The 24,784-nt window shown below is 43.5% G+C and carries 15 protein-coding genes; 9 read left to right on the forward strand and 6 right to left on the reverse strand.

The features are described 5' to 3' along the window. Position 1: 1 nt before the first annotated feature. From AC1D0K_RS13545 to AC1D0K_RS13555, 3 genes are read right to left on the reverse strand one after another with little or no spacing between them, the layout of a single operon-like run. A complete protein-coding gene (locus AC1D0K_RS13545) occupies positions 2–790 on the reverse strand; it encodes a sensor histidine kinase (protein WP_477438656.1) in 789 nt (262 codons plus the stop codon). Next, complete coding sequence (locus AC1D0K_RS13550; RefSeq protein WP_477399984.1) at positions 757–1,413, reverse strand: hypothetical protein; 657 nt, start codon at positions 1,411–1,413, stop codon at positions 757–759. The genes AC1D0K_RS13545 and AC1D0K_RS13550 overlap by 34 nt, the downstream gene beginning before the upstream one ends. Positions 1,414–1,427: 14 nt before the next feature. Further along, positions 1,428–2,024: a hypothetical protein gene (locus AC1D0K_RS13555; RefSeq protein ID WP_477399986.1), complete on the reverse strand. Its 597-nt coding sequence runs from the start codon at positions 2,022–2,024 to the stop codon at positions 1,428–1,430. A gap of 453 nt (positions 2,025–2,477) precedes the next feature. Here AC1D0K_RS13555 and AC1D0K_RS13560 point away from each other — a divergent pair, with 453 nt between their 5' ends. The 9 genes from AC1D0K_RS13560 to AC1D0K_RS13600 all read left to right on the forward strand — a co-directional run bounded on the left by AC1D0K_RS13560 (position 2,478) and on the right by AC1D0K_RS13600 (position 21,589). Beyond that, positions 2,478–3,011: a phage tail protein gene (locus AC1D0K_RS13560; protein ID WP_295719299.1), complete on the forward strand. Its 534-nt coding sequence runs from the start codon at positions 2,478–2,480 to the stop codon at positions 3,009–3,011. A 234-nt stretch (positions 3,012–3,245) separates the two neighbouring features. Continuing rightward, on the forward strand, positions 3,246–11,549 hold the full coding sequence (locus tag AC1D0K_RS13565) for a cadherin-like beta sandwich domain-containing protein (protein WP_477463071.1): 8,304 nt from the start codon (positions 3,246–3,248) through the stop codon (positions 11,547–11,549). A gap of 367 nt (positions 11,550–11,916) precedes the next feature. Next, on the forward strand, positions 11,917–12,825 hold the full coding sequence (locus AC1D0K_RS13570; protein ID WP_477392865.1) for a PorP/SprF family type IX secretion system membrane protein: 909 nt from the start codon (positions 11,917–11,919) through the stop codon (positions 12,823–12,825). Between the two features lie 160 nt (positions 12,826–12,985). Further along, entirely contained in the window at positions 12,986–13,636 is a 651-nt protein-coding gene (locus AC1D0K_RS13575) for a hypothetical protein (protein ID WP_477392867.1), read from the forward strand. 48 nt (positions 13,637–13,684) lie between these two features. After that, positions 13,685–15,247, forward strand: coding sequence for a hypothetical protein (locus AC1D0K_RS13580; protein WP_477392869.1), 1,563 nt, complete (start codon positions 13,685–13,687; stop codon positions 15,245–15,247). 27 nt (positions 15,248–15,274) lie between these two features. Further along, positions 15,275–17,374: a ferritin-like domain-containing protein gene (locus AC1D0K_RS13585; RefSeq protein WP_477392871.1), complete on the forward strand. Its 2,100-nt coding sequence runs from the start codon at positions 15,275–15,277 to the stop codon at positions 17,372–17,374. Positions 17,375–17,388: 14 nt separating this feature from the next. Next, positions 17,389–18,309 (forward strand): MNIO family bufferin maturase, encoded by a 921-nt coding sequence (bufB, locus tag AC1D0K_RS13590; protein WP_477392873.1) that lies wholly within the window; start codon positions 17,389–17,391, stop codon positions 18,307–18,309. Between the two features lie 19 nt (positions 18,310–18,328). Further along, positions 18,329–19,159 carry an HvfC/BufC family peptide modification chaperone gene (locus tag AC1D0K_RS13595; protein WP_477392875.1) on the forward strand — a complete coding sequence of 277 codons (831 nt, stop codon included), beginning with the start codon at positions 18,329–18,331 and terminating at the stop codon, positions 19,157–19,159. 135 nt (positions 19,160–19,294) lie between these two features. Further along, positions 19,295–21,589: a GH92 family glycosyl hydrolase gene (locus AC1D0K_RS13600; protein ID WP_477392877.1), complete on the forward strand. Its 2,295-nt coding sequence runs from the start codon at positions 19,295–19,297 to the stop codon at positions 21,587–21,589. 110 nt (positions 21,590–21,699) lie between these two features. On the opposite strand, the gene AC1D0K_RS13605 is transcribed toward AC1D0K_RS13600, so the two are convergent. The 3 genes from AC1D0K_RS13605 to AC1D0K_RS13615 form a co-directional block, all read right to left on the reverse strand. Then, positions 21,700–22,224, reverse strand: a complete 525-nt coding sequence (locus tag AC1D0K_RS13605; protein WP_477392879.1) for a hypothetical protein — start codon at positions 22,222–22,224, stop codon at positions 21,700–21,702. Positions 22,225–22,367: 143 nt separating this feature from the next. Then, positions 22,368–23,930, reverse strand: coding sequence for a M20/M25/M40 family metallo-hydrolase (locus tag AC1D0K_RS13610; protein ID WP_477392881.1), 1,563 nt, complete (start codon positions 23,928–23,930; stop codon positions 22,368–22,370). A 284-nt stretch (positions 23,931–24,214) separates the two neighbouring features. Next, positions 24,215–24,598 (reverse strand): LiaF domain-containing protein, encoded by a 384-nt coding sequence (locus AC1D0K_RS13615; protein WP_477392883.1) that lies wholly within the window; start codon positions 24,596–24,598, stop codon positions 24,215–24,217. Positions 24,599–24,784: the final 186 nt, after the last annotated feature.

A 24,784-nucleotide genomic window follows, 5' to 3' on the forward strand; every position in this document is an offset into this window, starting at 1 on the left:
TTTAGTAGGGTATGGTTACAATAATTTCAGATCCGCTTCCGGCTACCGAGTTGATGGAGGCTGTGCCATTTATCATGGCGGCCCGTTTGGTGATGTTGTGCAGGCCCATCCCGTTTTTGCGTTTTAGTGTTTCTTCTACATTAAAACCTTTCCCGTTATCGCGGATTGTTAACTTAAATGAATTTTCAATCTGCTCTAAAGTTATAAATATTTCGGTTGCTTTGGCATGCTGGATAATGTTATTTATAATCTCCTGGAACAGCCGGAACAGGATGGTTTCTTTTCCGCTATCGGCGTTAAATGTGTTGAAATTTCGCTTATCAAAATTGATCTTAAATTTGTCTGATCGCTGTAGCCATTCCAGTTCAAATTCAATAGCTGCTGCCAATCCGCGATTTACCAGTTCTTCGCCGTGCAGCAGGCGCGATAAGGCTTTTACTTCTTTGATGGATCGGATTGTGAGGTCTTCAACAAAAGCCAGTTTCTCGGCCGTTTTGTCTTTATTGTCCAAATCGATAGAACTTAGGGTGATAGTGGTGATACTCAACAATTGACCGATGTTATCGTGCAGATCGTAAGCGATGGTTTTAAGGGTTTGCTCCTGTACTTCTATCTGGGTTTTAAGCAGCTCATTTTCAAATGTTTTTTGCAGCAGCAACTTTTCCTCATGATGTTTCTTTTTTTTGCGATTGTAGGAAACTACATAGATAATGAGGAAAAGCGGGGCGATCAAAAAAATGAGGGATGTAAGCCCTATCAGGAAGATGATTTCCTGCGAAGATATCTGCATAAAAAAGCGTATGACCAAAAAGAGTATAGTGTTATGTTTAGTAAAATAAAAATATAGTACCGTATGGAAAGCTGGTTATTGATAGGTTTTAAGCTGGAAAGATAATCGAAAAATATGTTACAGGTTGTACTGCCGAAGTAAAAAAATAACGCGCCGCTTACCCACCAGAACGGTGCTGAAAATGCAAGCCGCTCAAAGTTTTCGTCCATCAGTTTAAGGTAGTAGTAATACAGGCTTGCCAGTACAAATACAACCGACATTACGGTAGCGGTTATGGATACAAATGTTTTAAAATGATTCATAACCAGCTCTGCCACGTATATGGTCGTGAAAATAATATACCAGGCAATAAGCCATTTACCGGTATTTTTAAATGGCCTGTATAAACTGTAAAACGCATAGCCTGTAACGCCGCATTCAAACAATAAAAAAGCATTGTACAGGGCGTAGTTAGGCACATGTGCTACTTTACGCAAGTATACGCCGGTCATTTCAACAAGGCAGGTTAGCAGCAGGTATGGGATAAACAGCTTCCAGGCTGTACTCTTATCTTTTATTAAAAAGATAAGGGCAGCCAGGAAGCATATAAATTCACACCCGGTATTTATGGTGATGAACATCATTTGTTTTAATTGATTTAGTTGCCTAATAGCAATAGGGTTGCACCTTTACAGGTAGCCGGTGGCGGGCATTGTTCGCCGCGATTTTCGGGGGTGGAGCCAACAATAAAACCTTGCTGGCCACCATTTTGGCCTGCCTGTGAATTTTTGCCGTAGTAATCCTGGTGGATTAGAGTGCCTGTAGTGCTGTCTGGTTTTGTTGATACCATTACCAGTGTATTATAACCCCAGTATTGTTTCTCAGGCTTATGGCCGCCCTTAAAATCTTCGGAGTAAGATTTGTCGTAAGTAGCCAGGTAAAAACGAATGCCATCACCCTTCTCCTTTTTTATAGAATCAACAAGAGCCTGCAGCCTATCAACACTAAACCAAATGCACCTGGTGTTTGATCCTTTATAGGTCTTCTCCACGGCTTGCGCATCAGAGAAGGCTGAATCAACCGTGCCAGCATTTTTTTTATAGTTTTTTACGTACCTCAGCGCCGTTTGAAGGCTTAACGTATCAATGTTAATGCCGATTTTATTAGTGCTGACATCGGCTTGCTGCTTTTGCTGGCACGAGCTAAAACTAATTGTGGCAAAAGCCAGGGAAATTAGGGTAATCTTTTTGATCATGATGTTGTTATTTGAGTTTACCGAAAGTGCTCAATTATGTGTAGAAACACAACATCTATATTAAGCCTTTTTTTACCCTTAAAAACCCTTTAAAAAAAGCTAATTATACCCTGTGCTGCCTTTTAATTAAAGCAGAGATTTGAAATGTAATACAAAAGCAAATAAAATCACAGTAGCATTTTTTTTACATATTAAAACGTATTGTTAAATACTATGTTTTTGGTAAAAAAAATGCTTTACAAGGGCGGTAGTATTCTTATTTGGTAATAAAATTAACCAGACGATTGCTTTTATAAAGTGTTGATAATTAGACTGGTGTTTATAGCTTTAAATTATAAAATACTGGCAGCGAATAAATTTTATATTACACATATTAATATATATTTACCGACGAATTAACCAATTTTAAATCAAATATTTAACTTATTAACTAAAACCTAAACTTTATTAACTATGGAACCTTACATTGGTGAGATCAAAATGTTTGCGGGCGATTTTGCCCCACGTGGATGGGCGCTTTGCGACGGAAGTTTATTACAAATTAGCCAATGGCAGGCATTGTTTTCAATAATCCAGACTTATTATGGCGGTGATGGCATGTCGAATTTTGCCCTGCCGGATTTGCGTGGCCGTGCTCCAATTCAGCAGGGGCAGGGTAAAGATTTATCAGCGTACAACCTGGGCCAGGCAATCGGTAAAGAATCTGTTGTCCTTTCAACAGATCAGATGCCAGCACACACCCACCTTATTAAGGCCAATTCAACCGGTGCAAACCAGGTTTTACCAACCAATTTTTACCCATCAGCCCTTATTGATTCAGTTTCTGGCGAAAGTAAAAACCTTTATTCAGATGTTGCACCTGATGTTACCTTAAATCCAGGTTCAGTATCAACCGTTGGTGGTGCAACCGCGGTAAATTTAGTTCAACCTGTTTTGGCCATAAACTTCATTATTGCCCTTGAAGGCATATATCCATCAAGACCATAATCATTAACGCTACCCGATGCTGATATACAATTTGCAAGGGTAAAAAATAAAGTGTTACCCCTGCCTTATTTAACCATAAATAAGGCAGGGGCAACGCTATACCAAGTAATGGCAAATTACGAATATAGCAAGCAGCAGGTTTGAATTATGCTTTAACAACTTAAGGATAATACCTTAAAATTAAAATATAATATCAAGCCGATATCCAACAGACAACTTCCCTAAACCTCAAAAATGAAAAAACTTTTACCTCTTTTAATTAACCTGTTTAAAGTTAATCTGCACACATTGATGGCTTTATTGCTGTTTGGGGCGGTGTTGCTTGCTGGGTTTAATAGTAATGCGCAAGTATATTATGTAACAAATGATGGTAAAGGTACCGCTCAGTCAGCAGATGACGGAATCCATAGCTTAGACTATCAGGGAGGCAATAAAACAGACTTTGCGTCTAATTTTACGCCTTCGCCTACACTGTTACAGGTAGACCTGCAACATAACAGGGCTTTTATTTATGAAGCTTATACTACCACACCACCAAACGGTATAGGTATAAAGGTTGTGAATTTAACAACGGGCGCAATTATAAAATTTATTACGCTAACAATTCCTGTGAGGATTCAGTCGATAAGATACGATCCGGTAAATGACTATATTTACTATGTAACGCAGGATGCAACAACCAGCGTCGCGGGCACTAATGATGCCCTTTGGCGCGTAAAGCCGGATGGCACTGGTTCAACATCGTTAGTATCTGGTTTTTGTAAAAATCCAACATTCCTGGCGCTTGATCCAAAAAACAACCGTGCATTTGTATACGAAAACCTTTTTGCTGACCATAGTTTGGTTGTAATTAACCTGGCAGACAACTCGGTAACCCGTACTATACCTACTGTGGCGGCATCGGGACCTTTGGTGGGTGTTGACTGCGCGTATGACCCTGCAACGGATTATATTTATATGCTGACATCGGAGAATACTGCGGCATTAGGGGATAACGACGCGTTATTTAAGGTTCACCCTGACGGTACAGGACAAACAACCGTTAAATCTAAAGTATCTGCCCAGCCCAGCTATTGTATGGCCGCCGACTTTGGTCATAATAAAATCTACTATGCCGATGGCAATCCGGGTGGCAGTATAACAACACGCAGTATAAATAGCGTCGATCTTACAACAGGCGTAGTAAGCACACTGTTGGATGGATCAAGAATTCCGGCATTTCCGGCTATAGTAACAGGCTTGTGGGCGCCAGATCTTGCAAGGCTTTCAACCGCAACGGTAAGCAATATATCCTCGACTACCGTAACCATGGGAGGTAGTGTAACCTACAGTGATATTGCAGTTACAGAAACAGGGATAGTATATAGCAGTACAAATACACTACCGGTTATTGGTACAGATCAGAAACAGGCTATAGGGGCGGGTACAGGTTCATTTTCGGGAGGGCTAAACGGGCTTAGTCCTGTTACCTTGTACTATGCCAGAGCTTACGCAACCAGTGCGGCCGGTACGTCATATGGAGATGTAAAAAGCTTTACAACGTTGTCCAATAATGCCTATCTTACGAGTTTGGCACTAAGTTCAGGCACGTTAAGTCCTGTATTCTCGGCCATTACAAATGCGTACACGGCAAATGTAACCTATAACATAACATCAATAACCCTTACTCCTGCAATAGCACAGGCCAATGCTACCGTAAAAGTTAACAACACTACTGTAGCATCTGGTTCTGCATCAGGGGCGCTCAGTTTAAATCCAGGTAGTAATACCATCACAACCGTGGTAACAGCGCAGGATGGCATCACCACCAAAATATATACTACCACTATTACCAAAGATAAAACGCCCCAAGCCATCACCTTTAATAGTATTCCGGCAGCAACTTACGGGGCAGCAGATTTTACTTTAGGCGCAGTGGCGGCGAGTACGCTGCCGGTATCCTACACCAGCGATAATGCCAATGTTGCTACAGTAACCAGCGCCGGCCTTGTACACATTGTAGGCGTGGGTACTGTAAATATCACTGCATCGCAGGCGGGTAATACTACTTATTTGGCAGCAACAAATGTGAGCCAGCAATTAACGGTTAATAAAGCAGTATTAACCTATACTGCCGATGCCGCATCGCGCGATTACGGCGCAGCCAATCCAACTTTTACGGGTTCGGTAAGCGGTTTTGTAAACGGCGATACCAAGGCAACGGCCACAACAGGTACGATGGTTTTTACCTCAACAGCTAATGCCACCAGTCCGGTAACCACCGACAATACAAAAGTAATCAAGTACCCTATAACCGGGAGCGGCCTAAGCGCAGCCAATTATAGTTTTGTACAGGCCACAGCCAATAACACGGCCTTAACGCTTAATAAGATCGTTATCACCTATACCGCACAGCCCGCAACCAAGGTATATGGCGCTGCAAACCCATCGTTTAATGTAGTGTTTACGGGTTTAGCCAACGGCCAGACTATTGACCAGGTTGCCTTTTCATTTGCCTATGCAACTACAGCTACTGAAAGTAGCCCCATAGGCAGTTACCCTGTAACGGTTAATGGATTGGACGCGCTCAACTACACTTTTACGCCTGCAGCCTCCAACACCACTATATTTACCATAACCAAGGCTAATTTAACGTTTACGGCGCAGGCCGCCTCCAAGCATTACGGTGAGGCAAATCCTTCGCTAAGTGGTGCCATAACCGGCTATGTCAACAATGAAACCGCCTCTACTGCCCTGGCAGGTACGCCGGTTTATAACACCACAGCTACCACAACCAGCAGTGTTGGCGGTTACCCCATAACATTAAGCGGCGTAACGGCAGCCAACTATAATTTAATTGCCGCTGCTGCTAACAATACGGCCTTAACCATCGCCAAAAATACCTTAAGCTATGTTGCCACCCCGGCAAGCCGCGCATTTAATACGGCAAACCCATCGGTAACAGGTACCATAACGGGCTTTTTAAACGGCGATACCCAGGCATCGGCTACTACAGGTACGCTTAGCTTTAGCACAGCGGTAACATTAAGTACGCTGGTCGGCACTTATGCCATCAACGGCTCGGGATTAAGCTCGGCTAATTATAATATTGCGCAGGATGCTTCAAATGCTTCGGCATTTTCAATATTCTTATCAACCAATGGTAACCTGAGCAGCTTATCTATCAGCCAGGGTAGTTTATCTCCTTCGTTTGCATCAGGCACTAATAATTATACTGCAACGGTTGCAACAGGTGTTACTTCTTTAACGTTAACACCAACCTTATCAGATGTTAACGCGGGAGTAACGGTTAATGGTAACCAGGTAACATCCGGCGCGTCATCGGGCGCCATCTCTTTAAACGTTGGCTCCAACATTATCCCGGTAAATGTAACCGCGCAGGATGGTACCACCACAAATCCTTATAATATTACGGTAACCCGTTTGCCGTCATCAGATGCAACATTAAACAGCTTTAGCATCAGCACAGGCACACTCCCATCACCTGATATTTACAATGTATACAGGACAAGTGTGGGCAACACAGTTACCAGTTTTGATCTTACAGCAATAGTCCATGAACCCAATGCAACATTAACGGTCAATGGTACACCATTTAACTCGGGCACGCCGGTCACTCTGCCACTCGGCTTAGGCGATAACTCCTACAATGTAGTGGTCACCGCGCAAGACGGTACTACGCAAAATTATTATGGCCTGGTTATTAACCGAGCCTTCTCGTCAAACAACCTGCTGAGCAACCTGGCTGTAAGTACAGGTTCGCTTAGTCCGGCTTTTGGCAGCGGGGTCAATAATTATACCGTTCAGGTAAGCAATGCAACCACCTCTATCGATATCACACCTGCTTATGACGTTACTGCATTGGCATCAATAAATGGGTATTCCGCACCTTCGGGAATAGCTTTAACCACTCCGCTCGCAGTGGGCGATAACGCTGTACCAATAACTGTAGTTGCTCAAAATGGTGCGTCAAACACGTATAACGTAAATGTACAGCGTGCCGCATCAACAGACGCAACACTTGCCGGTCTGGGCATCCTGACCACCAATTCGGGATTGGATGTGCCTTTCGACAGTGGTACTTATACCTATAACACTACGGTAACCGGCGATGTAACGGCCTTCACCCTAAAACCAATTGCTACAAATGATGGCTCGACGATAACCATTAACGGGACGGCTTTAAATACCGCTAATGGCAATGCCATCACGCTCCAATACTTTTCGGCAGTTGAACCTATGGTGATCGTAGTTACTGCCGGCGATGGAACAACTCAAAAAACATACACCGTAAATGTAACCAGGAATTTCTCGACAAATAATTTGCTGCAAAGCTTAACGATGAATATCAATGGGACAATAACACCGCTAATCCCTGTATTTGATCCGGCAACGAATGATTATACGATGGTCATTAGCGATCCTAATGTAACCGGTATTGTAATTGCGCCCGTGGCACAGGATAGCCATGCCGAAGTAAGGGTGGGCGGAGCGCTCGTAAATGTAGGAGCATCAAGATTTGTAGCCTTACAGGGGGGCGTCAACGTTATACCCGTAAATGTGCTCTCATTCGGTGGCGGTAACAATACCTATAATATTACCATCAATCGGGCATATTCATCAAATGCAGGTTTGATCAATGTTATACTTTCAGGTAACGCGCAGTATTCGGCTATCATTAACCAAACCAATAATAACCTTACTGCTACTATTCCCAACAATGTAACGGCAATCAGTCTTATCCCCAACGCGTCTGACCCAGGCGGTACGGTTATTACGGTAAACGGATATGCTATATCTGGTGGTGCATCTGGTAGCTTGCCACTTGCCGTAGGGGATAACGTATTTACCGTGGGTATTACAGCAGCAGATAATTCTAATACACAATATTATACTGTACATGCTATAAGGCTGCCGTTTACCGATGTTACGCTCAGTTCGTTAACGGTAGATAAAGGCGCTCTTGCACCCGCTTTTTCACCGGGTACAACAAGTTATACTGTAGTTGTAACCAACAGTGATAATGCTATTACTGTTACGCCGGTGGCTTCGGCAGCAGGGGTAACAGTAACAGCAGGGGGACAAACCATTGATGCTTCAAATCCTTCATACACCAACAGCGCGTTGTTTGAAGGCAACCAACGCATCACTGTCAGGGTAACAGCACCCGATGGCGTGAATTTTACAACTTATGCTTTAAATGTGCTTCGCCCGTCTGTAAACCAGGCTTACCTTGGTAATATTGTTTTGAGCAGCGGAGCTATTTCGCCCGCGTTTTCCCGAAACACCGTAAATTATACGGCTACAGTTGCGGGTAATGTATCGTCTGTGAACTTTACCCCGGCAACAGCCGAAGCCAACGCTACCATTACTGTGACCAACGCGGGTAACACAACCACCATCAACGCCGGTACGCCATCAGTATTAATACCGTTAAATGCGGGTGCAAATACAGTAACCACAAACATAACCTCGCAGGATGGCAGTACTACCAAAACATATACAGTAACTATAACCAGGACAGTTCCATCTGCCGATGCAACTCTTGCAGGCCTTAACCTTAGTAAAGGTACCTTTAGCCCGGTGTTTAGCAGCAATACAGATACCTACACCGCGAACGTAAATTATGCAACCAGTTCAATTACTGTAACCCCGGCCACTACCAATGCAAATGCCGTAATTACGGTAAGGGGGCTGGCCGTTGTTTCCGGATCTGGTTTGAGTGTCGCTTTAAACCCAGGTAGTAATGCTATCCCCGTTGTAGTAACCGCCGAAGATGGCAGCACAACCAAAACTTATACTTTAACGGTTAACAGGGCTGCTGCATCTGCCGATGCTACATTAGCCAGTCTTGGCATAAACGCAGGAACGATTAGTCCGGTATTTACTGCGGGTACAACCAGCTATACTGCTGTTGTAGGTAGCGGTATAAGCAGTATAACACTTTCCGCATTTTCAAATGAGCCCAACGCTACAGTGTTAGTAAATGGCACCGCACCTGATGGCGTAACCGGAACAATTGATATCCCGATAAATGCAGGTGCAAATAATATTACTATTGCAGTAACCGCCGAAGATGGGATTGCCACCCGTACATACACCGTAACCGTGACTAAGAAGAGATCGTCAGACGCAGCCCTTACCTTGATAGCAGTCAGCGGTGCTGTATTGACCCGGGTGGGCACCACAGATCATTACACAACATCTGTAAGCTCTTCTGTAACCAGTATACAACAGAGTGCAACGCTGAGTGAGAGTCACGCCACTTTTACGGTAAATAATATAGCGGCAACGTCAGGGACAGCTACAACAGTGGCACTTAACGCCACAGGTACCACGGATATAAATACTGTAGTAACCGCCGAAGATGGCGTTTCCACCCATACATACACCGTAACCGTGAGTAAGAAGAAATCATCAGATGCAACCCTTACCTTGATAGCAGTCAGCGGCGCTGTATTGACCAGGGTGGGCACCACAGATCATTACACAACATCTGTAAGCTCTTCTGTAACCAGTATAGAACAACGTGCAACGTTGAGTGAGAGTCATGCCACTTTTACGGTAAATAATATAGCATCAACGTCAGGGACAGCTACAACAGTGGCGCTGAACGCCACAGGTACCACGGATATTAATACTGTAGTAACCGCCGAAGATGGCATTGCCACCCGTACATACACCGTAACGGTGAGTAAGAAGAAATCATCAGATGCAGCCCTTACCTTGATAGCAGTCAGCGGCGCTGTATTGACCAGGGTGGGCGCCACAGATCATTACACAACACTTGTAAGCTCTTCTGTAACCAGTATACAACAGAGTGCAACGCTGAGTGAGAGTCATGCCACTTTTACGGTAAATAATGTAGCGGCAACGTCAGGGACAGCTACAACAGTGGCGCTTAACGCCACAGGTACCACGGATATTAATACTGTAGTAACCGCCGAAGATGGGATTGCCACCCGTACATACACCGTAACGGTGAGTAAGAAAAAATCATCAGATGCAGCCCTTACCTTGATAGCAGTCAGCGGTGCTGTATTGACCCGGGTGGGCACCACAGATCATTACACAACATCTGTAAGCTCTTCTGTAACCAGTATACAACAGAGTGCAACGCTGAGCGAGAGTCATGCCACTTTTACGGTAAATAATATAGCGGCAACGTCAGGGACAGCTACAACAGTGGCACTTAACGCCACAGGTACCACTGATATTAATACTGTAGTAACTGCCGAAGATGGGATTGCCACCCGTACATACACCGTAACGGTGAGTAAGAAAAAATCATCAGATGCAGCCCTTACCTTGATAGCAGTCAGCGGTGCTGTATTGACCCGGGTGGGCACCACTGATCATTACACAACATCTGTAAGCTCTTCTGTAACCAGCATAGAACAGCGCGCAACGTTGAGTGAGAGTCATGCCACTTTTACGGTAAATAATATAGCGGCAACGTCAGGGACAGCTACAACAGTGGCGCTTAACGCCACAGGTACCACTGATATTAATACTGTAGTAACTGCCGAAGATGGGATTGCCACCCGTACATACACCGTAACGGTGAGTAAGAAAAAATCATCAGATGCAGCCCTTACCTTGATAGCAGTCAGCGGTGCTGTATTGACCAGGGTGGGCACCACAGATCATTACACAACATCTGTAAGCTCTTCTGTAACCAGTATACAACAGAGTGCAACGCTGAGTGAGAGTCATGCCACTTTTACGGTAAATAATATAGCAGCAACGTCAGGCACAGCTACAACAGTGGCGCTTAACGCCACAGGTACCACTGATATTAATACTGTAGTAACCGCCGAAGATGGGATTGCCACCCGTACATACACCGTAACCGTGAGTAAGAAGAAATCATCAGATGCAGCCCTTACTTTGATAGCAGTCAGCGGTGCTGTATTGACCAGGGTGGGCACCACAGATGATTACACAACATCGATAGATTCCGGAGTTACAAGTATCCAGCAAACAGTAACACTGAGTGATAGTAATGCAACTGTTACAGTTAATGGTACAACAGCAAACGCGGGGGTTGCAATACCCGTAACAATTGATGCTGGTGCAACAACTGTTACAACTGTAGTGACAGCCGAGGATGGAGTAACTACAAGGACATACACTGTCGTTATAAACAAAGTTGCGTCATCTACTGCACCACCTACGCTGGCTTTGCACACGCTTTATGATGATAATAGTGCGGGTATAGCCAAAAAATCAAATGACATCACCAATTCCTTTGATATCATAGTTCACCAGGCCGTATCACCAAATGGCGACGGATTGAATGATTACCTGAACATTGAAGGCATAGAGAAATACGCGGACAATCACCTGTCTATCATGAATGCAGCCGGCGCGTTGGTATATGATGTAAAAGGTTATGGCAGCAATGGCAACCTGTTTGATGGGCACTCCAACAAAAGTGGGGCATTGCAAAAACCAGGTACTTACTATTACTCGCTGGAGTATAAGGATGGTGCCGAAACCAAACGTAAAACCGGGTACATTGTACTTAAATATTAAAACATAACAAAATTAGTCCCGGCCGCTGATCTGTCATTAATCAGCAGTCGGGATTATTTGTAAAAGATATCCTTTGCAGTTAGCTCGGCGGAAACAAAATGCCGGGGTTGAAAATATGATTGATGAAAGTAAGGGGCTGCTAATTATTGATTGCCGGATACTCATTTCAACCTTATTTTATGCCATAAAAAAGGGTGAAATCAGCTTGTGAAAAAATACAATTTAGGTGAATATACACTTTCAGTAACTCAATAATTCAGTCTATCATTACGTAAGTTTTACGATGCCGGAATTTACATGTAGAAACCAGGTACCAAAGCTTTAAAATACAAATACCTGATAAAACGCGCCATCACAATTAATACTCATGTTCACCAAAAAAACAATTATAGCTCTAAGTTTTTTGCTGGTATCAATCAGCTTCAAGGTTTCTGCACAGCAACAGATTTATAGTTACAGCCAATATGCCGATAATCTTACAGCGGTAAACCCTGCTTATTCAATGCTTGATAAAGCCAACTCGGTAAGTGTGCTGGGACGCAAGCAGTTTATTGGGATAGACGGGGCGCCGAGCAGTGTGATGCTGAACGCGAATTTTCCTATTGAATCAATTAATGGGGCAGCGGGAATTTATGTACTTAATGACCAGGCGGCTGTTGAGCATCAAATAGAATTTAACGCATTTTTTGCCAAGGGGATACAACTAACCGAAACCAATTATCTTGCAGTTGCATTAAACCTGGGGGTTCGTAACTATGTTGGTAATTATTCTCAGCTGGATGCCTCAGATCCGCAGTTTATGAATGATGTGCGCGAAACAAAACCCAATATAGGTTTTGGAGTGATGCTATACAGTCCTAATTACTATCTCGGTCTTTCGGTACCTGAGTTTACTATCCGTAGCCTGGGCAACGCTTCTGAGCAGCAAGCCAATTATCTGCGCACGCATTATTACTTTACCGGCGCGTACCTGGCCGATGTAAGTGATGATGTAAAGTTTAAACCGGCTACCTTGATTTCCTATGTAAACGGATCGCCTGTTATTGCAAATATGTCAGGTACATTATATCTGAAGGAGCAGTTGGGGCTGGGACTAAATTATCGCACAGATAAAAAAGCGGCGGCTATGCTATCGGTAATCGGCAAAGCTTTTAGGGTAGGGTATAGTTATCAGTTTGGCACATCATCCAATAATTTGGGTGGCGTAAATATTACCACGCATGAAGTTAGTATAAGTTACAGGTTTGGAAATGTAACTGAAAGTAAGTTATTATAGAGGAAAAATAAGTCAGCGGGATATTTGAGTGTGAATTAATAGCATCTAAAAAATAGCTAAAGTGATAAGCTTTGGCCTAACATATAGCAATTTTATACAACAGGCGGATACCGAAAAGCCTTAAAAGAGTAGGTGTAAAATAAACCTAAACAAAATAATCATGACTTCTCCTATTACAGAACTAACCCCTGCAGAACAACAGCACATGCTTTTCCTGTTCATCCCGGTAAAAAAAGGATCGGCAGACAGTGTAAACGAGGCGTTAACATCGCTTAGACAAGCTGTATTGCCTAATAATGATATCAGAGCCTCTACAGGGGTACACTTTTTTATGTTTTATCACTTAGCTGCAGGTAACAATGCAGGGCTTCCTATTCCAAGTTTCCAGGCGTTGGATGACAGGGGCTTATTTGTGGTACAATCTATTTATGATGCTGATTTTGCACCATACATTAGTTCATTTGTTGAACATCCTATAATAGCATTTGGCCTTAATGCAGTGTTGGCAGGTATGGATGAAACCGGCCTTATTGATCCAGAAGATCCAACCTCGGCAGTTTATATTTTGGCTAATGGTGGTGTTCAGTCAAATCCGGGCGCGTTTAACTGCTTGTTAATGCGGTATAACTTTGCCGATCCAACTATACCGGCGGCAATTACTTCTGCGCCAAACCAAAAATATGTTTTGGGTTCAACCTTCCCTGGTTTAACAGTGGGCAGAATACTACAAAAGTATCCGGATGCGCAAAGCCAGTGGCCTTCGCCTGCGGTGCCAATTACTTTTGATCCATCGGTAAAACCAAGTTGTTAATAATTGTAAGCCCCGCCCAAATGCGGGGCTTATTTAAAAGCCGAACCCATGAATAACAATTTTAATGACACCAACGCCGAGCCTGTTCCAAAGCTTAGCGATATACAAGGTTTAATATTACGTGGGTATAATTTGCCGTACGTACGTTACATTGTTTTTACTATAAAAGACGTTGAGGGAGCACGCGAATTTTGCAAAAAAATACTGCCCGGCAGTAATGAGCCGCTCACTGTAACCACCGCAACACCCTGGCAAAATGGACAGAAACCTGCTTGTTGTTTAAATGTGGGTTTTACCGTTTTTGGTCTTAAAAAATTTATCACCGAAACTCAGTATAAAGCGGTAGCTAATAAAAGCTATGAGCTTTTTCAGCTTTTTAAAAATGGAGCGGCATACCCGGACAACGCCGACCTGGTTGGCGATACAGACGATAGCGCTCCGGCTTTATGGTGGAAACGTTCCGACGGTTGGCAGTCACCCACTAATCCGGCTAAAGATGGTTCTGATCTGGATGTGCAGGTAAGCCTTTTTGCACATGATCATGATAGTCTTGAATTGCATTATCAAACCTTGCTTGGCATGATTCCCGCAAGTGCCAATGGCCCATCAATGATGCCGGTTTTTATGAAGGATTCTGAACCATTGCCGCAAGGGAACGATTTTATTCACTTTGGGTATAAGGATAGCTTTTCGCAGCCAAGATTAAGTAAGGTGCCATGGAATACAACCCAGGGACGTTTGCTGTTGGGCAAAAGTACTGTTGATGACAGACCCATTGTACCGCCTTATCATTTTGTTATCAGCCCAAGAAGCCCAAGCGGGCCAACCTATAATTCGCATCCCTTACTGCAAAATGGAACCTTTGCCGCGTTCCGGTTGCTTTACCAGGATGTAAAAGCATTCAATAAGTTTATCAATAACCCCAAAAATGGCGCAAGCCCCGATCTGGTGGCCGCTAAAATGTGCGGGCGCTGGTTCGATGGTACGCCGTTAGTTATATCGCCCGAAAAGCCGGATCCAAACTTAAAGGATTTTGACTTTACTAATTTTAATTACATCAATCCCACAGAAAATCAGCAAGGTGTACGTCAAAATGATGATCTGGCACAACTTTGTCCTTATGCCTCCCACATTCGCCGAACCAACCCGCGCGATGATGGAAAAGTAAAAGGGAATACTAATCCAGATGGTACAGCAGCCAATGCGCAGGCCAAACGGATTATGCGTAGGGCAGGCCCCTACGGACCGGAGTATACCGAAAAAGAACCCGCGGGGATACAGCGGGGATTGGTTGGCTTATTTATATGCGCCAATTTAACCGAGCAGTTCCTGTTTATTATGCAATCATGGATCAACATGAACAACTTTAGGCCGGGTGCTGATAATAGTCCGAATTTGAGTGGGTTCGATCCGCTTTTTGGTCCGCCAAAAAGCACAATACCGCAATTTAATGAGTTTGACTATCTGCCCGATGGAGCAACAGACCAGCCTTATAAACGAATAACCGGCATTGAACGCTTTATCCGTACCGATGGCAGCCTGTATTTGTTTTTACCGGGAATAGCCGGGCTTGAAAATATAGCGAACGGCACATTACCTACTTTGCATTGATCACATTTAAATCAACATACCCAAACCATGAAAAGTACACTATTATTTACACATGACGACCGGCTGAAAAACCGCCCCGTCTCTTTCAAAGAGGTAGATGAGCAGGCCTTGCATGCCATAGTGCAGGCCGCGGTTAACGTGGAGCTATTTACCATCCCTTTGTACATGACCTCTTTATACTCGTTGCAGGGTATGCACGAGATAAACAGCAAAGGCAATAATTTTTATGAAGGTCGTGTTTGGCCGGGCATGGCTGCTACTGCAAAACCTAAAACCGGGAATGATAAAGCATTCAACGCTGTTTTTAGTGTGTTTGTGGCCGAAATGCTACACCTGCAAATCATTTCAAACCTGGCTAAGGTAATTGGCTACGACCCTAAATTTACCTGCGAACCTTTGCAGGATGAGAAGACATACGCCTGGAAATGCTATGGGGATGACAAAACTATACTACCGCACATTCTTGATTTTAAGGATACTATTGCCCCGTATAATAAAATAAGGGTGAAAACCGGTGCCATGAATATAGAGCAGATGCACTTGTTCCTGGCAATTGAGCAAACAGAGAACGATGCCGAAAAAGTACTTGACCCTAACAAAATAGAAAAGTACAGCGAAAAAGCGCCTTTTGATAATTGGAAACCGGGTACAGATTTGCCCTGGTTTGGCTCAATAGGCAATATGTACCTGCAATTATGGAACTACATTTCTATAACTTATGCAGATGGAGTTACCTTATGGGATATCGTTTTTGCAAAAGGTAAAGCCAAAGCAAATCCTGGTGGTGAAGAACCTGCCGTACAACAGGAAGTATTCAATCCGGATAGGCTTAATCCTCAGCCGATTGATGATGGCAAGAGTTTGGACGAGTATCCGGGTATTGCTACCAGTATTCAGCATATTGAATCGGAGGCAGCGCTTAAGGATGTTATGAACATGATAAACGGTATTACCGACCAGGGTGAAGGCGGAGGCGTGATAAAAGCCATTCTTGATAGAGCCAACAAAAATAAAACAGTCGATCATCATGCAAACCTTACCGCGGTTCAGGATCAGTTTAGACCCAGCTGCCCGGTTTTGCGTAATAAATACCCGTCATTTACTGCTACAGGTGCCGATGCGCCCTCTGCCAAAGCCGAGGCCCGTCATCATTATGGGGCGATGGATCACTTTGAAACCTTTGCTTATGTGCTTGACCTCATTAAAGATGGAGAAATAACCACCTGGGATCAATGGCACCAACAAGGAAATTCATGGACAGCAGAATTGTTGCAAACTCCCGTCTATGACCCGGCTCAAAATCCAAAACTACCGGCCTCTGGCGATATAGCCGCGGCATTAAACCGTTTAAAATTAAATGATACTGCCGGGCAAAGCAATTTTGATCTGTTTAGCCGTACTTCAACAGGTGCTATTGCCGGTGTTACCAAAGTGCTTAATACTTACTTTAAAACAAAAGGGGCGGCTTTCCCATATCCTTCTATGGGTGGCTCGGGCGATAGGATGTCTATTTGCTGGGCTATATTTGGTAAAGCCCCCGATCTTTCACTGGGTATTGTGTCTCCGCTAGATCCGCCGGTAAACCGCGACGAACACTTGTATCATGCCTGCCAGGGAATGAACCTGGATGATACTTTGAAAAGCGATCCTAATAGTTGCGCTCCTTCCGAGTTGTTTCATACCTGCAAGGGATCAAACGATTGCAGAGCGGAGGGTGGATGTGGCTTTGTGCAGTCAACGCACGGAGGAACAGGTTGCGGCGCATCTGCTGCTTTTACTTTTTATAAAGCACCGCCTGTAAATGCAGATTCAAGCGATCAGTTTTTTAGTGCGCCATCTGATAACGCCTGTGGAGGTTTAGGTGGTTGCGCCGTGCCTATCTCGGCATCGCAAATGTATCCCGAACTACCCAAGGAAACTGATGTGTACCGCATGCAGCTGTATGATTTTGGTCCGAAACCTGATTTTAAATCAGAGCCGCTTGCTACCATGTATTACGATAAAGGAGAATTGGTTTATGATGTAGCATGGAAAGCTTACCGCAAGGTTTTAGAAAAAAGGGGCCTGCCGGTACCAGAAAAGCCTAAACCAAGCGATCTGCGTTTGGCCTTTCCTCCATCAACCTAAATAAAACAACCTGTATGGATACCAATATTTTACCGCGCCTGGGCCTCCCAAATTTGGGCCTGGGCGTTGGTTTACGAAATAAACATTTCAATTACCTGCTCAGCAACCCGCCGCAGGTTGATTGGTTTGAGATCATCAGCGAAAATTTTATGGATGATTTTGGCTTTGCCCGCCATGTGCTGATGCATGTACGGAAGGAGGTACCTGTGGTAATGCATGGGGTATCACTATCTGTTGGGAGTACCGATCCTATCAACTATAAATACCTGGAAAAGCTTAAAGCGCTTGCCGAAGCAATTGAACCAGCATGGATCTCGGATCATTTATGCTGGACCGGTGTTGCTTATACCAACACGCACGATTTGATGCCTATGCCTATGACTCCCGAAAGTCTTAACCACGTTAGCGATCGGGTGATGCGAATCCAGGATTATTTAAAACGACCGTTGATATTGGAAAACCCTTCAACCTATTTGCAGTTTAAGGCATCAACCATTTCAGAATGGGGCTTCCTGTCATCTCTTGCCACAACCACAGGCTGCGGCCTGTTACTTGATGTAAACAATGTTTTTGTATCGGCCACAAACCATGATTACGATGCGCCCAATTATATAAACTGCCTGCCTCATGAGCATATTGTACAAATGCATATTGCAGGCCCAACAGATTGCGGCGATTTGCTGATAGATACGCATGACCAGCCTGTACCATCTGAAGTTTGGAAGCTTTATGCCCAGGCGCAGAAACTAACCGGCGGTGTAAGCACATTGCTTGAGTGGGATGCTAAAATACCTGATTATCCCGATCTGTTGATAGAGTTGTACAAGGCACGCGAAGTATTAAAGGGTAATATTCCGGTTCAGGAGGTTAACAAATCGGGGAATAATCCGGTGTCAAACCCGGTTGATTTTCAATTGCAGGCGGCAAATGGTTAAAGATCAAAAACTCATATTAATGCAAAACTGGCTCAAAGCAGTGGTGATGACGCCAGGTTATATGCCTCAAAAACTGGGACGGGCAAAACAACTTTATGGTTTGAGCGAAACAGATGTGGTAGCCGACCAGGGTAAAGCCTCGGTATATGCCCGTTTAAATGTGTATAGCTCGGGCTATTTGCTGCGCCTGCTGGATTGCATGTATGCCGATTACGCTATCAGTAAAAAATTTATGGGCGATGAGGTGTTTGATAGTTTTGCAAAGGCCTACTTACTTTATCATCCATCCACTTCATTTACCTTATATGACCTGGGGAAAGTTTTTCCTTCATTTTTAGCTAAAACAAAGCCGCCGGTTGTACCTGGTGACGAGGGTGATCTGGATGGTTTTATGGATCTCCCCATAGCTTTAACCAAGCTGGAAAGAGCCCGGCAGGAAGCTATGCGTGCTCCCGGAACGGAAGGCAACGTACATAGGGATGAGGAAATAAGTATCCAGAATGTTTTTTTTAATGTTGTTAAAGTATCCACGCCCGGCTGTTTGCAATTGCTGGAACTGGAATTTTCGATGATCCAATTTTTTACATCCGTTTACCGCGATTTGGATTATGAATTACCATCGCCCCAAAAAACTTTTATGGCGGTGAGCCGCAAAAACTTTAAGGTAACCATGACAGAGCTTACCGAAATACAATACATTTTGCTTTCCGTATGCCAAACAGAAACTAATCTGTATGATGCTATAACGGCCACAGCATTAAGGTGTAAGGTATCGGCACCGGTGCTTTTAGCCGATGTATGCCTTTGGATGCCGCTATTTCAGAAAAACGGATTGATGGATTGGGCCTGAAGGGGTCTGACTCTTCCGCGGGATCAACCTTAATCACATAATGGGTCCATCTGTGTAAAATATATGTAGATACATATAAAAGCTATTTTGTGTGCGCTATATTCGCGGCATCAATTGATCTTTCTAATTAATTTAATGAAAAAAATTTTAAGCATTGGCTTTGTTTGTTTTAGTTCGATGGTATTTGCACAAAAAAATACCCCGGATAACCTGGTTCAATACGTTAACCCTTTCATCGGCACAGGAGCTGTAGATAAAAACAGTTTATCGGGAAGTAACTTTCCGGGGTCAACTGTTCCATTTGGCTTTGTACAGCTAAGTCCTGATACCCGTGAGGCTCCTGATGATCCGGCTTCCGGTTATGATTACAACGATAAAACCATTATTGGCTTTAGTCATACCCACCTGAGTGGTACAGGCGTATCAGATTTGTTTGATGTATTAATGATGCCTACTACCGGTGCAATTAAATTGGTGCCGGGCAGCGCCGGTAAACCAGGCAGTGGTTATAGCTCATCTTTTTCGCATAAAGAAGAGGTGGCTAAGCCCGGATATTACCAGGTGATGTTAAAAGACTATGGCATAAATGCCGAGCTTACTTCAACATCACATGTAGGGCTTCACCGTTATACTTTCCCAAAGAGCGAGGAATCACATATTATTATCGATATGGATCATACCCTTGATAAAAAGCGGGGTTATTGGGTTTGCAAAATTATTAGCGCGCAGTTAAAAATAGTTGATGACCATACTATTGAGGGTTATCGCATTTTAAGTGGCTGGGCTAAATTACGTAAGGTTTACTTTCATGCCGAGTTTTCAAAGCCATTTACAAGCAGTGTTTTGGCAAGCGGAAGCCGCAGGTATACTGATTTAACTATCATTAACGGAACAGACCTGAAAGCAGCCTTAAACTTTAATACTAAAGATAAGGAACAGGTATTAGTAAAAGTTGGCCTCTCGCCGGTTAGTACCGAGAATGCCCGCATGAATATGAAGGCCGAACTGCCTGACTGGGATTTTGATAATACCAGCAAACAGAGCAGCCTGCAGTGGGAGCATGAACTGGAAAAGATCAAGGTTGAAGGAACGCTGGAGCAAAAACAGATCTTTTATACAGGTATGTACCATGCCTTTACCCAGCCCAACAACATGGCAGATGTAAATGGCGATTACCAGGCTACCGATCTTACCATTGCCAACGCACCCGATAAAACCCATTACTCTACTTTTTCATTGTGGGATACCTACCGTGCAGCGCATCCGCTTTATACCTTGATCCAGCCAGAGAAAACAGCAGGCTTTATCAATAGTATGATGCGCCAGTATGATACCTATGGTTACCTGCCTATATGGCAATTATGGGGCGATGAAAATTATTGTATGATTGGTAACCATGCCATCCCGGTTATTGTTGATGCCGCTTTAAAGAATATAAAAGGCTTCAACTACGAAAAAGCTTATGAAGCTATCAAAGGCTCTTCGGTAACAGACCATCCCGGATCACCATTTACATCATTGGAGAAATACCAATATATTCCCGAAGATGTGGAATCACAATCAGTATCTGTAACGCTGGAAATGGCCTATGATGATTGGTGCGTAGCTCAATTAGCCAAAAAGCTGAATAAAACAGAAGACTATGAGCACTTCATGAAACGATCTGAATTTTACAGGAATTTATACAATACCAAAACCGGCTTTTTCCAGGCCAAAAAGAAGGATGGTAACTGGATGGAGCCTTTTGATCCGCTGGCATATGGCGGTAACGGCGGCAGCCCTTATACCGAAGGCAATGCATGGCAATATTTTTGGTATGTGCCTCAAAACGTATCCGGCCTTATAAATCTTGTTGGCGGTAATAGTGCTTTTGCCCAAAAGCTTGATCAGTTTTTCTCTACCAAAGATAAACCCGGGGAAGTTAACGGTAATGCATCAGGCTTTATAGGCCAGTATGCTCATGGTAACGAGCCAAGCCATCACGTAGCTTATTTATATGATTATGCAGGCCAACCCTGGAAAACCCAAATGTATGTAGCTAAAGTGTTAAACGAATTGTATAATAATTCATCATCGGGCTACTCTGGTAATGAAGATTGCGGCCAGATGTCATCATGGTATATTTTTAGCGCGATGGGCTTTTACCCGGTTAACCCTGCAAATGGTGTTTATGCCATCGGTTCGCCGGTTTTAAAACATGCGCAGATCAGTGTGGCAAGTGGCAAATTTTTTACCGTTGATGTAAAAAACGCCGGTAAGCAAAACGGCTATATTCAATCATTAAAACTGAACGGTAAAACCTATACCAAAACCTATATTACCCAAAATGATATAGTAAACGGAGGCAAACTTGAATTTGTAATGGGATCAAAACCTAACAAAGCCTGGGGTATTAAACCTGCAGATGCACCGCTTGGCTGGGGTTATTAAATGCTGAAGGCAAAAGGCGTTCAATCACCGGCTTTAATTTTACGGGATTAACTGCTTAAAACAAAAAAACGAGTCTATACAATTTTGTGTAGGCTCGTTTTTTTTATTGACTAATCAAAATCATGATTGGCAGGCGAAAGTATAATACCATGATGTGCATTCACTACTCCATTGGCATATCCGTTGGTGTCCACAAACATTTTCTCATTCTCTATCAGGAAATGTGTGTTGCCAACTTTAAAATTGCCTTTAATGGTTAACACTCTATCTGGGTTCTGGGCATGTATTTCATTAAGTATATGGCTTGATAAACCGGCATATTCATGTTCATCAAACTGGTAAACATCAAGTACGGGTTCTTCATGACCGGTTTGGTACACTTTAATACGGGCTTTAGTGATCACTAAACTAATGTCTGGCCTGTCGGCAACGGTATTGCTTACAATGCTTAAAGTATGACCATCCATGGTTGAGATGTTTGCATCAATATTAAGCACCAGGCTTTCGTTGTTTTTTCTTTCATTGTAAAATGATAAAATCCTTAAAAACTCCGTGTTATTATCGCCATCACTTACGTTAAGCGTGCGTTGTGTACTCAGGAAAATGGTGGTCCCGAAGATGAATGCGTGTTTCATGATTTTTGATATTGGTTTATATACTACTAAGCGCCAAAAGCGTAAAATGTTTTGTTTAAATATAGATTGCCGGGCGCTTGTTTATAAACCAAAAAGCCTCTCAGTAAATGCTGAAAGGCTTTTAAATAATACAAAGCAATAGGTTACTTATCCAATCCTCCGTGCCTGTTTGACATCGTTTGAACCGGCCATTTAACGCCCTCTGTTTTGGTGTTTGTTGTTTTAGCCGGATCCTCGCTGGCCATGTAAGCCATTATAGCTGCCAGCATGGCGTTATTGCGCAGGTCATCAAATACAACCTTATCATAGGTATCGCGGTTGGTATGCCAGGTGTATGAACCATATGACCAGTTAAGCGAGCTTAAGGAAAAACCAGGAGCGCCAACAGCTACAAATGAAGCAAAGTCGGACCCACCACCACCCGGCTGGCCAGGGAAAGTTGTTTTGATCCTGTTTTTAAGCGTATCGGGCACGGCAGCAAGCCATCTGCCCAAATAATCTTTTGCTTCTACAAAGCCTTGTCCGCTTAAGTTAACTACGCGGCCGGTACCATTATCCTGGTTAAACAACGCCTGCAGGTTTTTTACTATCTCGGGGTGATCCTCTACAAAGGCCCGTGAACCATTCAGGCCTTCTTCTTCGCTGCCCCAGTGGCCTACTAATATGGTACGTTTTGGGTGAGGATAATATTTTTTAAGTAAACGCATAGCCTCCATCATGGTAAGGGTACCTGTACCGTTATCTGTAGCGCCCGTACCACCATCCCATGAGTCAAAGTGTGCCGAAAGCATCACATATTCATCGGGTTTTTCGGTTCCTTTTATTTCTGCAATGGTATTAAAGGTAGGTACTACACCCAGTTCTTTTGATTCGCAATGGATGCTGATCTTTGGGCTGTTGCCTGATTCGCTTAGGCGATAAAGCATGCCATAATCTTCCAGCGCGATATCAACTGTAGGTACTATTTTGGTGTTGGCTCCAAATATTTTATCAACCCCAAAACCTGCAGACCAGTTATTGGTAATGATACCTACAGCACCTGCGTTTTCAAGTGCAACAGGCAATGTTTTATTGGTAAAACCGGTTTTGCTGATCCGCTTTTTCCAGGCATCGGTTTGAGCAGTGCGGGCAGCCTTCATTTTATCGAATGATTCCTTGGTGGCAAATTCCGTCCAGTTATAATCGGGCCTGCCGGTTGGCTGGCACATGGAAATCATCACTAATTTACCTTTTACTTTTGGCAGCCATTGCTGAAAAGCAACAGAGTCTGTTACGTCAGCAAGAATAATTACTTCGGCAGTAACGGTTTTTTTACCCATGCCCGGGCTCCAGGCCAGTTGTGTGCCTTCTAATGATTTTACGCGCGGAGAAATCATATCAATATGCGAAACGCCACGTTCCCAGCCACGCCATTCGCCCCATTTTTCGTTATGAGCCTGGATATCCCAGCTTTTATATTTGGCTACAGCCCAGTCATTGGCCTGTTTCATTTGCGGTGTGCCTACCAAACGTGGGCCGATACCATCAAAAAGTTCATGCGCCAGTTTTTCCAGCTGCGAGTTGCTGGTTTCCTCGGTCATGATATTATTAATAATAGGATTTGTTGATTGTGCATGAGCAATGCCGCTGCAAAGCATCATGCCAAATAAAAATGGCCTTGTTTTGCGCCACATGCTATTACTGAAATTTGGGTTAATGTGTTTCATGAACCTAATTTATAAAAAAGGAGGGAGCTTTGGCTGAAACAGGTTGCAGGTAGAATAATTGTTACAGAAAGCGGAACTGTAAAAGGAGTTTTAACCCGACTTACATTAGAATGTTGGCGTGATTGTTAGAGACTGTATAAAAATAGAGAAAAAGATCGTCATTGCGAGGTACGAAGCAATCTCTACAAAGGTAGATCGGCCTTGTAGAGCCGCTCTGTATAGCTTGGAGATTGCTTCGTACCTCGCAATGACGATTTACTTATTTATAATTCGTAAGGTGCAGGTTATTCTTCCAGGAAATTCACTATTTCAACAGCTGCAAATACAGATAGCCCTTTAAGCACCAATACTTTATTTGACTTTGCTGTGCGGATTAAATAACTCCGGTCATCATCCATTTCCGAAGCAATGTGCGTAATCTCTGTTTCAACGCGCCAATCAATGGGTATGGCTATGGTTACCTGGCCAAATGCCTGTGAAATATCAAGGATGGCCACACCCGTAAGGTCGGCCTGGGTAAAATCCAACTCGGTATTGCCGAATAAATTTCTGACGATGCCGCCTTTAAAATCTTTTGAAAGTACTGTTCTTTTTATCTCGCCGAAAATAGCTGTTGTGTTGAAGCTATGGTCCGTATTTTGTGTGATGGTTCCTGATAAAATATTCATACTCTTGACTTTATTGTTAATCAAAAATAGGCAATTGCCTATCCGGAGAAAGTTAATCCCCGCAGAAGGTTTAAAGTTGTCGGTAAATGCGGGGATTATGTCGGTGAAAATAATTCATGAATATTGCAGGGCTTTAAGAGCAGGATAAAAGTTAAAAAATATCAATATCCGCAAACGTAAATTTTA

It is taken from the genome of Mucilaginibacter sp. P1_A3, assembly GCF_056406855.1.

What these genes read in the sequence shown, in the direction of transcription:
- AC1D0K_RS13545 (WP_477438656.1), bottom strand. Translation starts at nt 790, where the DNA reads ATGCAGATATCTTCGCAGGAAATCATCTTCCTGATAGGGCTTACATCC.
- AC1D0K_RS13550 (WP_477399984.1), bottom strand. Translation starts at nt 1,413, where the DNA reads ATGATGTTCATCACCATAAATACCGGGTGTGAATTTATATGCTTCCTG.
- AC1D0K_RS13555 (WP_477399986.1), bottom strand. Translation starts at nt 2,024, where the DNA reads ATGATCAAAAAGATTACCCTAATTTCCCTGGCTTTTGCCACAATTAGT.
- AC1D0K_RS13560 (WP_295719299.1), top strand. Translation starts at nt 2,478, where the DNA reads ATGGAACCTTACATTGGTGAGATCAAAATGTTTGCGGGCGATTTTGCC.
- AC1D0K_RS13565 (WP_477463071.1), top strand. Translation starts at nt 3,246, where the DNA reads ATGAAAAAACTTTTACCTCTTTTAATTAACCTGTTTAAAGTTAATCTG.
- AC1D0K_RS13570 (WP_477392865.1), top strand. Translation starts at nt 11,917, where the DNA reads ATGTTCACCAAAAAAACAATTATAGCTCTAAGTTTTTTGCTGGTATCA.
- AC1D0K_RS13575 (WP_477392867.1), top strand. Translation starts at nt 12,986, where the DNA reads ATGACTTCTCCTATTACAGAACTAACCCCTGCAGAACAACAGCACATG.
- AC1D0K_RS13580 (WP_477392869.1), top strand. Translation starts at nt 13,685, where the DNA reads ATGAATAACAATTTTAATGACACCAACGCCGAGCCTGTTCCAAAGCTT.
- AC1D0K_RS13585 (WP_477392871.1), top strand. Translation starts at nt 15,275, where the DNA reads ATGAAAAGTACACTATTATTTACACATGACGACCGGCTGAAAAACCGC.
- bufB (WP_477392873.1), top strand. Translation starts at nt 17,389, where the DNA reads ATGGATACCAATATTTTACCGCGCCTGGGCCTCCCAAATTTGGGCCTG.
- AC1D0K_RS13595 (WP_477392875.1), top strand. Translation starts at nt 18,329, where the DNA reads ATGCAAAACTGGCTCAAAGCAGTGGTGATGACGCCAGGTTATATGCCT.
- AC1D0K_RS13600 (WP_477392877.1), top strand. Translation starts at nt 19,295, where the DNA reads ATGAAAAAAATTTTAAGCATTGGCTTTGTTTGTTTTAGTTCGATGGTA.
- AC1D0K_RS13605 (WP_477392879.1), bottom strand. Translation starts at nt 22,224, where the DNA reads ATGAAACACGCATTCATCTTCGGGACCACCATTTTCCTGAGTACACAA.
- AC1D0K_RS13610 (WP_477392881.1), bottom strand. Translation starts at nt 23,930, where the DNA reads ATGAAACACATTAACCCAAATTTCAGTAATAGCATGTGGCGCAAAACA.
- AC1D0K_RS13615 (WP_477392883.1), bottom strand. Translation starts at nt 24,598, where the DNA reads ATGAATATTTTATCAGGAACCATCACACAAAATACGGACCATAGCTTC.